This window comes from Chlorobaculum parvum NCIB 8327, from assembly GCF_000020505.1.
In the GTDB taxonomy this organism is placed as follows: Bacteria; Bacteroidota; Chlorobiia; order Chlorobiales; family Chlorobiaceae; genus Chlorobaculum; species Chlorobaculum parvum_A.
In genome coordinates this window covers 865,765-879,143 of record NC_011027.1, presented here as the reverse complement: position 1 = coordinate 879,143, position 13,379 = coordinate 865,765, and the positions used below count along the sequence as shown (strand labels likewise).

11 protein-coding genes are annotated in these 13,379 nt (G+C 52.7%); 10 read left to right on the top strand and 1 reads right to left on the bottom strand.

Annotation, left to right across the window (positions count from 1 at the left end):
- Nucleotides 1-345: 345 nt before the first annotated feature.
- The 5 genes from CPAR_RS04160 to CPAR_RS04140 are packed head-to-tail and all read left to right on the top strand — an operon-like array spanning nt 346 to nt 6,105.
- Entirely contained in the window at nt 346-1,623 is a 1,278-nt protein-coding gene (locus CPAR_RS04160) for a TolC family protein (protein ID WP_012502058.1), read from the top strand.
- 15 nt (nt 1,624-1,638) lie between these two features.
- Nucleotides 1,639-2,907, top strand: a complete 1,269-nt coding sequence (locus CPAR_RS04155; protein WP_012502057.1) for an efflux RND transporter periplasmic adaptor subunit — start codon at nt 1,639-1,641, stop codon at nt 2,905-2,907.
- Complete coding sequence (locus CPAR_RS04150) at nt 2,904-3,596, top strand: ABC transporter ATP-binding protein (protein ID WP_012502056.1); 693 nt, start codon at nt 2,904-2,906, stop codon at nt 3,594-3,596. Before CPAR_RS04155 ends, CPAR_RS04150 begins: the two co-directional genes overlap by 4 nt.
- Nucleotides 3,593-4,858: an ABC transporter permease gene (locus CPAR_RS04145; protein ID WP_012502055.1), complete on the top strand. Its 1,266-nt coding sequence runs from the start codon at nt 3,593-3,595 to the stop codon at nt 4,856-4,858. Before CPAR_RS04150 ends, CPAR_RS04145 begins: the two co-directional genes overlap by 4 nt.
- Nucleotides 4,859-4,860: 2 nt before the next feature.
- Nucleotides 4,861-6,105 (top strand): ABC transporter permease, encoded by a 1,245-nt coding sequence (locus CPAR_RS04140; RefSeq protein ID WP_012502054.1) that lies wholly within the window; start codon nt 4,861-4,863, stop codon nt 6,103-6,105.
- A gap of 9 nt (nt 6,106-6,114) precedes the next feature.
- On the opposite strand, the gene CPAR_RS04135 is transcribed toward CPAR_RS04140, so the two are convergent.
- The gene (locus CPAR_RS04135) at nt 6,115-6,942 is read right to left on the bottom strand and encodes a DUF2515 family protein (protein WP_012502053.1); all 828 of its coding nucleotides are present in this window, start codon (nt 6,940-6,942) and stop codon (nt 6,115-6,117) included.
- 309 nt (nt 6,943-7,251) lie between these two features.
- On the opposite strand from CPAR_RS04135, the gene CPAR_RS04130 reads away from it, so the two are divergent.
- From CPAR_RS04130 to CPAR_RS04110, 5 genes are all read left to right on the top strand, one after another.
- Nucleotides 7,252-7,941, top strand: a complete 690-nt coding sequence (locus CPAR_RS04130; protein WP_041466265.1) for an OmpA family protein — start codon at nt 7,252-7,254, stop codon at nt 7,939-7,941.
- A gap of 97 nt (nt 7,942-8,038) precedes the next feature.
- Nucleotides 8,039-8,431 (top strand): nuclear transport factor 2 family protein, encoded by a 393-nt coding sequence (locus CPAR_RS04125; RefSeq protein WP_012502051.1) that lies wholly within the window; start codon nt 8,039-8,041, stop codon nt 8,429-8,431.
- 767 nt (nt 8,432-9,198) lie between these two features.
- Entirely contained in the window at nt 9,199-9,861 is a 663-nt protein-coding gene (locus CPAR_RS04120) for an AfsA-related hotdog domain-containing protein (RefSeq protein ID WP_012502050.1), read from the top strand.
- Nucleotides 9,852-11,153 (top strand): protoporphyrinogen/coproporphyrinogen oxidase, encoded by a 1,302-nt coding sequence (locus CPAR_RS04115; protein ID WP_012502049.1) that lies wholly within the window; start codon nt 9,852-9,854, stop codon nt 11,151-11,153. Before CPAR_RS04120 ends, CPAR_RS04115 begins: the two co-directional genes overlap by 10 nt.
- Nucleotides 11,154-11,188: 35 nt before the next feature.
- A complete protein-coding gene (locus tag CPAR_RS04110; RefSeq protein WP_232203940.1) occupies nt 11,189-13,270 on the top strand; it encodes an ATP-binding response regulator in 2,082 nt (693 codons plus the stop codon).
- Nucleotides 13,271-13,379: the final 109 nt, after the last annotated feature.

The following is a 13,379-nucleotide window of genomic DNA, read 5'->3' as shown; positions in this document are numbered from 1 at the left end:
GATCCAGAATCCGGAATAAGTACATAGATTCCCGCTTTCGCGGGAATAACGAGGAAATTGCATTTTTATTGATGCATGAATGATCCGGAATTAGAATTACCCCAGATTCCGCGCTTCTTCGCCCCGGTGAACTATCAGTATTGCCGGTTCGTTGCGTATATTCGTAACGTAATTCAGCAACAACGATGTATCGACACAAGGGCTAAACCTTCACGCCACCGATGGTTAACAAAAGCGTTCTCATTTTTCTCATCTTCCTTCTGCTGCCCGCCGCAGCCATCCGTGCCACCGAGCGGCCTCAGAAAAACCTGTCGCTCTCCGAATGCGTCTCGATAGCGCTTGAAAATGCCTCGTCGATACAAAAAAGCCGAAAACGCCCGGCACCTTCAGGGCGTCGAGCTGCTGAAAAGCTATGGCAGCTTCCTGCCCAAAGTCACCTCTTCGGCCAGCTGGGTACCAACGGCGGTCAACCGCTCCTACAGCGTTTCCTCGCCCCTGTATGGCGGCACCTCCACCGACGCCTACAAAACCCGCACCGAGTCCTCGACGGTCGATGTCAGCCTGACCGCATCGCTCAACCTGTTCAACGGTCTGAGCGATTACGCGGCCCTGCAATCGGCGCTCGACCGGAAAAAGGCATCAGGATTCAGCCTCCAGCGGGCAAAGGAGGCAGTCGCTTACGACGTAACACAGAGCTACTACCAGGTGCTGCTCGATCGGGAGCTGCTCGGCATCGCCCAGGAGAACCTCAAATCGGCCAGCGACCTGTTGACCCTCACCGAGCGGCAGTTCAACATCGGCCTGAAATCGATAACCGACCTCTACCAGCAGCAGGCCGACACCAGCAACGGCAAGCTCGAAGTCATTCGGGCCGAAAACCGCCTGCGCCGAAGCAAGCTCGAACTGCTCCGGCGGCTGCGCATCGATCCGGAAACGGAAATCACGCTCGAACCGGTCGACACCGCAACGCTTGCCGCGCTCTCTCCTGAGATCGACCTGAACGCCCTGAAAGCCACCGCCCTTGCCCGCCGCGCCGACCTCGAAGCGGAGGCACTCCAGAGCAACGCCGCCCGCTGGGATGTCAGGAACACCGCCGGAACCCGCCTGCCAAAACTCGACCTGGCCTTTTCTGTAAGCACTGATGCAATCGATTCTTACTCGATGATGCTTCAGGGCATGAACTACGATTATCCCTATCCGTCTCTCGGCAAGCAGCTTGAGAACGGCACCGACTATGCGCTCTCTCTCAACCTCTCGTGGACGATCTTCGACGGCTTCCAGTCGCGCTACGCGGTCCAGTCGGCCAAAATCGCGCAGCTGAACAAGCAGCTCGATTACGAGGATTTGAAGGATGACATCCAGATCGACCTGCAGCAGGTTGCCGAAGAGTACCGGGCGGCGTTCGACCAGATCGCCTCGGCCCGTACGAGCCTGAAAGCCGCCGAATCAGCCTTCGCAGGCATTCAGCGCAAATACGAACTTGGCGCGTCCGGCTTCGTCGAACTCAGCGCGTCGCGAGCGGCGCTTTTCAACGCCCGATCTTCGGTGACACAGGCGCTCTACAACCTCGCGCTGCAAAAAGCGCTGCTCGACTTCACAGCCGGGGCCACAAGCATTGAATAGAACAGACAACGATTTATGACAAAGAAACAGCGCTCCGGCAAGTTCCGGACTATCATCATCATCGCCGTCACGCTGCTCGTCGCCGGTGGCGGGCTCATCTTCTGGCTGAACACGCGGGAAAAACCGATCGAGGTCACGACTGAAAAGGCGTTCCGCAAGGAAGTAGTGCACCTGGTGACGGCAACCGGCAAAATCGAGCCCGAGGTGGAGGTCGCCATGTCGCCTGACGTGTCGGGTGAGATCATCGAGCTGCCGATTGTCGAGGGTCAGGAGGTCAAAACGGGCGACCTGCTCTTCCGCATCCAGCCGGACATCTACGTCAATCAGGTCAAGCAGAGCCGGGCGCAGCTCAATCTCGCCAAGGCACAAAGCCTTGAAGCGCAGGCACGGATGCTCAAGGCGGAGGACGATTTCCGCAAAGCCGACATTCTGTACAAAGACAAACTCATTTCGCAGACCGACTGGCTGTCGGCGAAGACCAACGCCGAGACGAGCCAGGCAGCCTGGAAAGCGGCCCGATATTCCATCGACCAGAACCAGAGCCTGCTCGACCAGAACGAAGAGCGCTTGACGAAAACCGTGGTGCGTTCGCCCATCAACGGCACCATTATTTCGCTGAGCAGCAAGTCCGGCGAGCGCGTGGTCGGCACCGGCCAGTTCCCCGGCACCGAGGTGCTCAAGATCGCCGATCTGGACAACATGCTGCTCAAGGTCGAGGTGAACGAAAACGACATCGTGAACGTGCAGGTCGGCAACCCGGTCACCATAACGGTCGATGCCTTCGGCGAACGCACCTTCAAAGGTGAGGTGAGCGAAATCGCCAATTCAGCCAAAACGCAGGCCGCAAACACGCAGGAGGAGGTAACCAACTTCGAGGTCAAAATCAAAATCCTCAACCACCAGCGCCTGCTCAAGCCCGGCATGAGCGGCACGGCGGATATCGAAACCCAGCGAGTGCCGAACGCACTGGTGGTGCCAATCCAAAGCGTCACCATGCGGACGGCGAGCGGCAAAAAAGCGGCGACACCAACCGATTCGTCAGGCAACGACAACGTGGTACAGGTCAACAAGAATCAACGCGTCAACGATGAAACGGAAGGCGTATTCGTGCTTGAAGGCAAACGTGTTCGTTTCAGAAAGGTCAAAACCGGTACGACCGACAACACCCATATTATTATCCTCGACGGACTGAAAGAGGGCGAAGAGGTCGTGTCGGGCAGTTACGGCGCCATCAGCCGTGAATTGCAGGACGGCAGCACCGTGAAGCTTCAGGAGAAGCGATGAGCGAGCAGCCGCACATCATCCGGATCAGCGACCTCTGCCGCTATTACACCATGGGCGACCAGACGGTCAAGGCGCTGGACGGCATCAATCTGGACTTCCGCAAAAACGACTATGCGGCCATCATGGGCCCGTCGGGCAGCGGCAAATCGACCTTGATGAACATCCTCGGCTGCCTCGACACCCCCACCTCCGGACACTACGAGCTGAACGGCCAGAACGTGGCCGACATGGATGACGACGAGCTGGCCCGCATCCGCAACCGGGAAATCGGCTTCGTGTTCCAGACCTTCAACCTGCTCTCGCGGCTCGACTGCCTGCGCAACGTCGAGCTGCCGCTCATCTACGCCGGCGTATCGCCCGAAGAGCGCCGTGAACGGGCGCGGCAGGCGCTCGAACAGGTCGGCCTCGCTGACCGGATCAACCACAAGCCCGGCGAACTTTCAGGCGGCCAGATCCAGCGCGTGGCCATCGCGCGGGCGCTGATCAACAACCCGTCGATCATCCTTGCCGACGAGCCGACCGGCAACCTCGACACGGCCACCAGCCACGACATCATGGAGATTTTCAGCAAACTCTCCGATGCGGGCAACACCATCATTCTCATCACTCACGAAGAGGACATTGCCCGCTACACCCGCCGCATCATCCGCCTGCGCGACGGCAAAATCGAAAGCGACTCCGCGCCATGAATGACCGCGTCCGGCAGCTTCGATACGAGACGATCGAGAGCCTGAACATCGCTGTCTATCAGATCAAGGCGAACAAAATCCGCTCTTTCCTGACGGCGCTCGGCGTGATTATCGGCATCGTGGCGATCACCATGATGGGCACGGCGATCAATGGCATCGACATCGGCTTCGACCGCAGCCTGGCCATGCTCGGTTACGACGTAGTCTATGTGCAGAAAGGCTCCTGGAGCACGATGGGATCGTGGTGGCGCTATCGCAACCGGCCGGACATCGAAACCCGCTACGCCGACGAAATCAACCGCATCATTGCCGACGATCCGAATTCGGAGCTGGTGGTGGCCGTACCGCAGATGTCCACCATCCAGGCCTCGGCGCGCTACCGCGACCGCGAGATTCTGCAGATCTTCGCGCTCGGTACCAATCAGGACTACCCGCTGACAGCTTCGGGAGACTTGTCAGCAGGACGTTTTTTCACCGCGCAGGAGTCGGCGGCCGGTGATCCGGTCTGCGTCATCGGCGACGACATCGCCACGGGACTTTTTCCGGATGGACGGGTGGTCGGTAAATCGATCCGGTTGCGCAACCACAACGTGCGCGTGGTGGGAGTGTTCAAGAAACAGGGCAAGTTCCTCGGCCTGTTCAGCTTCGACAACCAGCTCATCATGCCGTTGCGCGCGTTCACGAAGGTGTACGGCAAGACCTCGATGGTCACCATCAGGGTCAAGGTCAAGGATGAAAAACGGATTCCCGAAGCGAAGGATGAGCTGACCGGCCTGATGCGACGCATCCGGAGGCTACCACCCGCCAGAGCCAACGATTTCGGCATCAACGAACAGCAGGCCTTCAAAAGCCAGCTCGACCCGATCAAGAACGGTATCGCGGCGGCGGGCATCTTCATCACCGGCATGTCGCTTTTTGTAGGCGCAATCGGCATTATGAACATCACCTTCGTGAGCGTCAAGGAGCGCACGCGAGAGATCGGCCTGCGCAAAGCGCTCGGCGCGCGCCGCCGCACGATTCTGTTGCAGTTTCTGATCGAGTCGGTCATGATCTGCCTGATCGGCGGCTTCATCGGGCTTGCCACTGCCCTGTCGATCACCATCCTGATTCAGAACCTGCTGCCGAGCTTCCCCGTCAGCTTCTCGCCGGTGCTCGTGGTGACCAGCCTGGTGATTTCTGTGGCGACCGGCATCATTTCTGGCCTGGCCCCGGCGATCACCGCCTCGAAGCTCGACCCGGCCGATTCACTCAGATACGAATAGCCATGATGCTCTCGATCCGGGAAACCCTGATACAGGCCGCAACATCACTGGCGGTCAACAAGATGCGCTCGGCGCTTACCACGCTCGGCGTTGCCGTTGGCGTATTCTCGATCATCGCGGTGATGACGGCGCTCGACGCGGTTGACCGCTCGATTGCCTCGGGCCTGTCGAGCCTCGGTGCGAACACCTTTCAGATCCAGAAATATCCCGCCACGGTTTTCGGCAGCGGCCACAGCCGTAACATCTATGCCAACCGGCAGGATATCACCTGGCAGCAGGCACAGCGGTTCAAAAAGTACATGGGCGACAGCGCGAGCAACATCGGGCTTGTCGTGTCGCTTCAGGGCATCCAGGCCTCATACGCCACAGAGGTCACCAATCCTGACATCACCCTGTCGGGAGGAGATGAGAACTTTGCGCTGGCCAACGGTTTCGATATTGTGCAGGGACGAAATCTGAATGAAAACGACATCAGAAACGCCTCGGCTAATATCGTGCTTGGCAGCGATCTGGCTGCCTACCTGTTCCGGGAGGGGCAGAACCCGATCGGCAAGACGATCAAAATCAACGGCAAGGCGGGGCGCGTCGTCGGCGTGTTCAGTTCGAAAGGACCGGCATTCGGTCAGAGCCAGGACAACTTCGTCCTCATCCCGATCACCCGCTTCCTCGAAGAGGTGAATCAGGAGTCCAGCATAGCCATCAGCGTTGAGGCGACCTCGCAGAAAACCTACCAGCAGACCATCGATCAGGCCATCGGGGCAATGCGGCTCGCGCGCGGTCTGACGGTGAAAATGCCGAATGATTTCGAAATCAGAACCAATGAGTCGCTGGTGGAGTCATTTCGCGACATTCAGAACATTATCGGCACCGGCGCTTTCATCATCAGCTTCATGGCGCTGCTGACAGCAGGCGTGGGCATCATGAACATCATGCTGGTGAGCGTGACCGAACGGACGCGGGAGATCGGCATACGCATGTCGGTCGGCGCGCCGCGGCGCTCGATCTTGCAGCAGTTCCTGCTCGAAGCGCTGTTGCTTTCGCTGGGCGGTGGGCTCGTAGGTATCGCTCTGGGGGCGGGAGCGGGCAACCTGGTGGCGGTCAAATTCAACCTGCCAGTCATGTTCCCTTGGCTGTGGGTCATCGTGTCGCTGACGGTCTGCTCGGCAATCGGCATCTCGTTCGGCCTTTTCCCGGCCTGGAAAGCCTCACGGCTCGACCCGGTCACGGCGCTGCACGCTTCGAGGTAAATGAGCAGGTCACTGCTTACAGGCAGCCATTTTCTGTAACTCGTTTCTGGTCGGGCACGGTGCGCTCATCTGTCGCTCTGCAGCCTGCCATGAGGGGATGACGCTCTGTTCGACCCAACGCCACCGGTCGTCTGGATTGGCCACGCTTTTCAGGCCCGTAAGTGTCTCGAGATAACCGTGAAACAAGCTGAAGGAGGTACGGTAACGGGAGTCGGGAAACAGCGCTCCTGAAAAATCGAGCTCGCTGCCGAACGAAGCCGTAATGCGCCCGCCGACGCTCAGCGTGTCAAATATCGGCTGAAGCACATCGACCTGCTCGTGACGAAGCAGGCAGATATTGCCCTCCCAGATCAATCGCTCGCCCTCCTGACTGCGGGCATCCCGGCGCAACAGAGCGCGACCTTGGTCGATCATGCCGAACCCCTGAACCAGCAAGCTGTCTTCTGTCTCGGAAGCGCACGCTTCCAGCTCGGCCATCCCGCCACCAACGTAGGCGGCATGCGCCCAGGCGATGTCACGATAAATATTGTTGTTGCCCTGGCGAATCTGTTCGAAATCGGCACGCATGAACCAGTCCGCACCGAAACGGTGAAGTGCCAGCAACGGGTTACCGGAACCGTCTCGCTCTGGCGCGGTCATGAGATCGGCTGCCATGATGGCCAAGCCGACCTGCCGGGAGGCAAAGGCCGCCATTCCGGCCCATTTCAGGGTTCCGGGATTTTCGAGATACCAGCCTGCATAGCGAGCGGTAATCATGCGGTTACGGTCGGCATACCGCTCTTCCGGCGGCAAAACCGACTCGGCGGTCTCCTGCCACTCATCTCTGCTTCGCAACATAGATATTTGTCTTGAAATGGGTTACAACTTCAGCTCACCGCTATCGTGTTTCGCAAGGAGTCCCCAAAAACGATGCCATCACCGGATTTGAGAAGAACATGAACAGATGAGCCAATCCTGTACTGACAACCCCGGATTCCGGCAAATAATTTTCCCCCTTTTTGGCATTGAGGGAACCCTTCATACGGGGAATAGCATTACTTTTCATAAATTTGCTCAAGAGCCGCATCTGGCCATTCAGTATCTGTTGCGGCTGATCTGATCGCAATAGCACATGATATTTTTATTGAACCCCAAACCATGATGACGATGAAAACGATCAAGAAATTCTCGAAACCGGCGGCCTTGCTCCTCCTTGCTTCGACAGCTACTGTCACCACAGGCTGCCAGTCCACGACAAACGCTGGGCGCGGAGCCGGAATCGGCGCAACAAGCGGTGCGGTCATCGGCGGCATAATCGGCAGCAGAAGCGGCAGTTGGGCACAGGGCGCACTGATTGGGGCAGCCATAGGCGGCGCAGGCGGCGCGATTATCGGTGATTACATGGACAAACAGGCCGAGGAGATTCGCCAGGAAGTGGGCAACGCCGATGTCGAACGGGTCGGCGAAGGCATCCGGGTGGTCTTCGATACCGGACTGCTCTTTTCAACCAATTCGTCCACGCTCAACCCAAACAGCCGGTACAATATTGAAAACCTCGCCAGAGTCCTGAACCGCTACCCCGATACCAACGTGGTCGTTGAAGGACACACCGACAGCATCGGTTCAGAAGCCACCAACCAAGTTCTCTCGGAACGTCGAGCCGAATCGGTCGTATCCCTGTTGCGAGCCTACGGCGTTTATGGCAATCGACTAACGGCAGTCGGATATGGCGAAACCAGACCGGTAGCCACCAACGAAACAGAGATGGGACGCCGTCAGAATCGCCGTGTCGAAGTCCTGATCTATGCCAACAACGAACTGAAACGTCAGGCTGAAACAGGCCAGTTAAGACTCTAAGGCATTTGCTCAAAAAAGCTTATTTTTGCATGGTACCGCTTCTGCCCAGATGAGGCGGTACCATTATGACAATCGCTCAACTTCACTCAGTTCAACCATGCAGTTCCAGAACGCTGAAGATGTACTTGCACAATGGGTATCCGGGGTTTGTACCGGTCAAATCGACAACATCGTACAGCTCTATCATGACAACGCCATTCTGATTCCCACTTTCTCTCCCCATACCGTTTGCGCCAGCGAAGGCATCCGCAACTACTTCGAACAACTCTCCACCCGCGAAAACCTGCAAGTCCGTCTGTACGAAAAGTCCGTCAAAAAGCAGTTTCTTGGCGGAAGCGCCTGGGTTTTGAGCGGCATGTACGCGTTCGAATTCGAAGTCGATCAACTGCTCCTCACCTTTCCGTCACGATTCACTTTCGGGCTCAATCTGGACCACGAAAAGCCGATCCTTCACCACCACTCTTCACAGGTACCAAGAAACCTGTCATGATCAAGCTGCCTCATGAAGTGTACCCCCAGTGATCAACTAGTAAACAATTACCAGAAAGCACTATGAACACACTTAAACTTCGTTTTTTTCCACGCTATGAACCGATAAAAAAAGTTGTACTTTATTGAACGGAACAACAGTGGGCAATAGTAAATTACCGATAAAAGTCGTATATAAAGAAGTATTTAAAACATAAAAACAAGCCGACCCACTCTCTCCAGCAATCGATAGCGTTCAGCGTTCTTAATTTTTCAAAAATCAGGAACCATTTCCTGCAAGAGTTAAAATTGTAGTAACTTGAGATCAATGTCGGATCAGTCCTTATTGTACATAGAGAGACTCGGGCACTGCTGTGCAAGACAATACCTGTACAATCAAGATATAAGCGGACAAGCTGAGAGCTATTAAACAGTTCCGAACAGCCATGATTGACAAAAGCACAAGTCGAGTTCGCACATAAAACAAAGCCATAAATTACTGAAATCAGTTTTTTTTATGAGCGCCTGTATGACACAGAAAACGAATCATCACCAGGAAGGGGCTAATGATACCCGATACTGCGTTCCGGTTCCCCCCCCTATATTCTGCTCATCGACGGAGACAGCCTTCCATTTTCTCCTGAAGATCAGCTGGTACTCAGAGCCGAATCACCTGAAGAAGCATGCAACTTCCAGCGACTTCTTGGGAATACATGTCAACCCTTCCTTTCCCAAGAATATCGCCGTATTCATCCCGGTCTTTACGAAAAACTTGAAACAATCGCTAGCTTGGGTTTCAGCAATGATGAGCTTTTCGGCATTGATACGGCAGCCCGCCTAATGGGGAAACTTCCGCTTGACCTCAGAAGCCTTATCAACAGTCCAATCGCCATTGGTCAAAATGATGCGTTGCCCAATCCAATACAGAAAAACATGGTTCACAAGCAACACGATGCCAACGTTTTGGTCTCGGAACCATTCACAATTGGAGGTCTGCGTTACTTCAATATTTTTTCAGAAACTGCCGAGCTAAAATTCGATCATGATGCACCACACTTCCAAGGAATGCTTATTCTCGAAGCATTGAGACAAGCTGCAATTGCAAGCGCTCATTACCAAGGATTACCGATCGATGGAAAACTTGCCCTGCTAAACTACAACACGAATTTTCACGCTTTTCTTGAGCGTGAATCACCTATAGTATGCAGGTCTTACAGCGATTTTACAGTAGACGAAACAAGTAAGGATACGGAAGCTGGAATCTATATTCAGGTTTTCCAGTGGGGTCGACTCTGTGCGGATACCGTTCTGAAAGCATTCGCATGCATTACCAATGAGCGTTATCAGCAAAAAGAACAACGCCTAAAAAAAATAACAGAACGGTATAAGTCAAATTTTTATTCGAAGCTCAAAAAATTTCATGAATCGACGTTATCAACACCATGCGTGTAGCAGTTATTGGTAGCGGAATATCAGGCATTGCTGCTGCATTTTACCTTGCCAAACGGCAAGTAAGGGTAGACCTTTTTGAATCTGAAAAACAAATAGGCGGTAGAGTTGGTAGCGATTTACTGCAAGGGCGCTGGGTAGATTTCGGCGGTAAAAACATTGGAAATTACTACAATCATTTCCGTGAATTTGCCAAGACATACGGAAATCCAGAATACGAATATTTTGGAATCAACACATCCCAGCTGCTTAACGGACGCCTCATCTCCATTAGCCGCGAAGGATATCCATTGCTTAACATTTTCAAGCTCGTTCAACTGTGCGGCTTGCAAGGAATTATTCGTCTTTACCCTCACATCAAAGCAATCTGGAATGACCGAAGCCAAGGGGTGCTAGGCAGTGATTGTTTCAAATCGCTGAGCGATCAGTTTGACCATCTCACTCTTGACCAATACCTCAACCGCCAGTGTATCGACAATGTAATAAGACCGATCACAGTAAGAATGAACGGGGCTGAGCCCGAGGAATGCTATCCCGGTAATTTTGGCTCGAACCTTGGCCTTGCCTTGGACAGCTTCGAACAATTGAGCATTGGAATGCATGATCTGCTCAATACCTTCGCAAACAATTATGAGTCAGATTCGCACCGAATACTGACCGGGCACCATATCACCGCTATAACCAAAGACAGGGATACGTTTCGCATAGATTACCTGCACCAGGGAATTCCTGGCACGGGGAATTATGACAAAGTCATTTCAGCCCTTCCTGCTCATAGCTTGGCAGCTTTACTCCAGAATGAGAGACCGGAAGTAGCAGAATTGCTTCGTCAAATCAGCTATTATCCTGTAAGCGTAGCCATTGTAAAATACAGCGATGACGTATTTCAGAAAAAACGTCGGGCGATGGTTTTCGGCCGTAATTTACCATTGAGTAATGCGGGAGCTTATGGACTTAATGATCTGGATATGGTCAGATATACTTTTAGTGGTAAAGCATCAAGAGCCGCAATCACTGAAAAAACGTCCCCTGAGGAGGCAATTGAACTTGCTGAAAAGCTAGCAAGTCCTTACTTTAATATCCAGAACAATAAAAAAGAGGGCTTTGTGTACCGATACTTCTCTAAAGGGTTATGCGCATACTCATCCAGGCATCATCTGCTTCTTGAAAAAATAGATAAGTATATCAGTAGTTTTACAGGCTTCGGATACACTGGGGATTATCGTCGGGGAGCTTCGATTGAGGCCTGTTTCAGGGCAGCTCATGAGTGTGTGGAAACCGTAATTGGGAATTGATTTTGAAGAAAAAGCTAACCCACCTGAACGAGTACATGAAAGAAGGGATATTTGTTTCTCGTTCAGATGCTATGGTATCAGGCATTATTGGTGCGTTGGCTAATGTTTTCTTTTATTTTACTTTTAAGTATGGCTTTCATCTTCCCTATGAAAATTTTTGGCTTCGGCTGATTGCCACCCTCATGTGCATAAGCGTCATCTTCATGCACCGCCTACCTAAGTCATTCTCCCCCTATTTCCCTTACTATTGGCACACTTTTCTGATTTTTGTGCTACCATTCATCTTCACGGTCAACTTGCTCATGAACAATTTTCACGAGCTTTGGCTGTATTGGGAAATATTCATGATATTTGTCCTGATGATGTTCATACCGAACTGGTTTATGTTCATGTTCGATTTCCTGATCGGCGTACTGGGAGCCATAATCTTTTATAATTTTTCCACGCATAATATTCCGCTCGATCCCAGTTTCAATATTCCGCTTTATTTGATTGTTATAGTCTTTTCAATCATTGCTGGATATATTTTTAGCTTCGGTAATGCTAATACAATAAAAGAACTCGAGAGAAAAAAATCTGAAGAAAAATATCTTGCCCTTGAAGCCCTTGCGGGCAGTATAGCCCATGAGTTACGCAATCCTCTTTCACAGGTACACCATAATCTAAATGAAATCCTGCTTGAGCTACCGGTGAAAACCACTGAAAAAGAGACAGAGTCATTACCGAATAAAAATATAGAAACGATCCATAAACGAGTTGTCCAAGCTCAAAGCGCTGTCAACCGAGGGCTCCATGTTATCACCATGACCTTGGGCAATTTCAGGAAACCTGATATAGCAAAAAGCACCTTGACCTGTCTTTCTGCTGCAACCGTTACCCGTAAGGCAATAGAAGAGTATGGCTATGCATCCGATCAAGAAAAAAAGATGATCACGTTCGAGCCTGGACATGATTTTATTTTTCTCGGAGAGGAGGATAATTACACGCTAGTACTTTACAACCTTCTGGTCAATGCACTACAGGTTCTCCAGGCAAAACCAGATGGACGCATCGTGATCAGTCTAAAACAAGGTGACACCACTAACAGAGTTTACGTCAGAGACAACGGCCCTGGCATACAACCGGAAGTTCTGCCCAGAATTTTCGACTCCTTTTTCACTTCCGGTAAAAAAGGCGGTACCGGCCTTGGCCTTGCTTTCTGTAAACGGGTCATGACGTCTTTTGACGGTACAATCTCCTGCAACTCAGAAAAAGATCGATATACTGAATTCGTGCTTGAGTTCCCCGCTGTCGACCCCAAAGTGATCAGGAACTACGAATCACAACTTTACGAGGAATACAGACCATTCTTCACAGGCAAAAAGCTCTTGATTGCCTGTGACAAGCCAGAATTCAGGAAAACGTTCAAAGCCCTTCTCGCACCGTTGATGCTCGGAACGGATACGGTAACCGATGGACGCGAGGCTTTCAAAAAACTATCGACAGAACGCTTCGATCTTGTGCTGATCGACAGCGAACTTCCGTATCTCAATGCCGACGAACTGAGCAAAAAGCTAAATATAGCTACCAAGGAGCTTCCTGTTGTCACCTGCGTCACCTCCTCCAGAACAACACCTCTGGACTACAACCTCGAGTCAGAGAGCACCCTTTTTACGCCGCTGGCCTTGCATGAAGTGCTAAAAACCCTGAAAAGCACCATTGAAGCAACTCGAGCACCGATTAAGGAGTCGATGTCCGACAAAACAGTGCTTGTCGTTGATGACCAGGACTTCAACCGCAAGCTCATCAAAACGATGCTCAACAAGCTCGGGGTCAGAATTTTGGAGGGAGCCAATGGTCTCGAAGCCCTGAAAATTCTGGAAAAAGAACACTGCGATCTGTTAATCATGGATATGAGGATGCCGGTGATGGACGGCTTTGAAACCGCAGCACAGATCAGGTCAGGAACAACCGCGTTCCGCACCATTCCCATTCTTGGCCTGAGCGGCAATGTGGATAGTGAGTCCTTGAAAATGGCGGCTGAGAGCGGCATCAACGATAACCTCATGAAGCCAGTGAAACTCAAGCCCTTCCTTCAGAAGGTCACTGCCATGCTCAATATCAGCCAGCCAGCCTGACGAATGAGCGTTTCCTGAAGAATATTCCCCCCTTCCCGCCTTTGCGCAATCACAAATCCACGACTGAACCACATAGGGCGTTTTGAGGTTATTGCCTGAAACTCCATTT

Coding starts and splice junctions, on each gene's coding strand:
- CPAR_RS04145 (WP_012502055.1), top strand. CDS start 3,593: ATGAATGACCGCGTCCGGCAGCTTCGATACGAGACGATCGAGAGCCTG.
- CPAR_RS04150 (WP_012502056.1), top strand. CDS start 2,904: ATGAGCGAGCAGCCGCACATCATCCGGATCAGCGACCTCTGCCGCTAT.
- CPAR_RS04130 (WP_041466265.1), top strand. CDS start 7,252: ATGAAAACGATCAAGAAATTCTCGAAACCGGCGGCCTTGCTCCTCCTT.
- CPAR_RS04135 (WP_012502053.1), bottom strand. CDS start 6,942: ATGTTGCGAAGCAGAGATGAGTGGCAGGAGACCGCCGAGTCGGTTTTG.
- CPAR_RS04160 (WP_012502058.1), top strand. CDS start 346: ATGCCTCGTCGATACAAAAAAGCCGAAAACGCCCGGCACCTTCAGGGC.
- CPAR_RS04115 (WP_012502049.1), top strand. CDS start 9,852: ATGCGTGTAGCAGTTATTGGTAGCGGAATATCAGGCATTGCTGCTGCA.
- CPAR_RS04110 (WP_232203940.1), top strand. CDS start 11,189: ATGAAAGAAGGGATATTTGTTTCTCGTTCAGATGCTATGGTATCAGGC.
- CPAR_RS04155 (WP_012502057.1), top strand. CDS start 1,639: ATGACAAAGAAACAGCGCTCCGGCAAGTTCCGGACTATCATCATCATC.
- CPAR_RS04125 (WP_012502051.1), top strand. CDS start 8,039: ATGCAGTTCCAGAACGCTGAAGATGTACTTGCACAATGGGTATCCGGG.
- CPAR_RS04140 (WP_012502054.1), top strand. CDS start 4,861: ATGATGCTCTCGATCCGGGAAACCCTGATACAGGCCGCAACATCACTG.